General features: G+C 52.5%; 1 protein-coding gene. It reads left to right on the forward strand.

The genetic code is table 11. The annotated features are described in order from the left end of the window. A partial coding sequence (locus tag DBY90_RS12500) for a helix-turn-helix domain-containing protein (RefSeq protein WP_185952219.1) occupies positions 1-255 on the forward strand: 255 nt, incomplete at both ends.

A 255-nucleotide genomic window follows, 5' to 3' on the forward strand; every position in this document is an offset into this window, starting at 1 on the left:
GATCATTACGGCATCTCCCGAACCCACCTGCGACGATGGATACGCGCCTATCAAGAAGGCGGCATCGGCGCACTCGAACATCCCCAATCCAAAACCATGACCGACCACCGCAAAAACCCCTTCATCGTCGACAAACCCGACCACGAAAAAACACAGGCAGAGCTTATCGAAGAGTTGTGCTATATGCGCGCAAAGGTTGCCTATCTAAAGGAGTTAAAAGCCCTCAGCCAAAAGCGGACCGAAAAGGACAAAGCC

This window comes from Neisseria mucosa, from assembly GCF_003044445.1.
Lineage (GTDB): Bacteria > Pseudomonadota > Gammaproteobacteria > Burkholderiales > Neisseriaceae > Neisseria > Neisseria mucosa_A.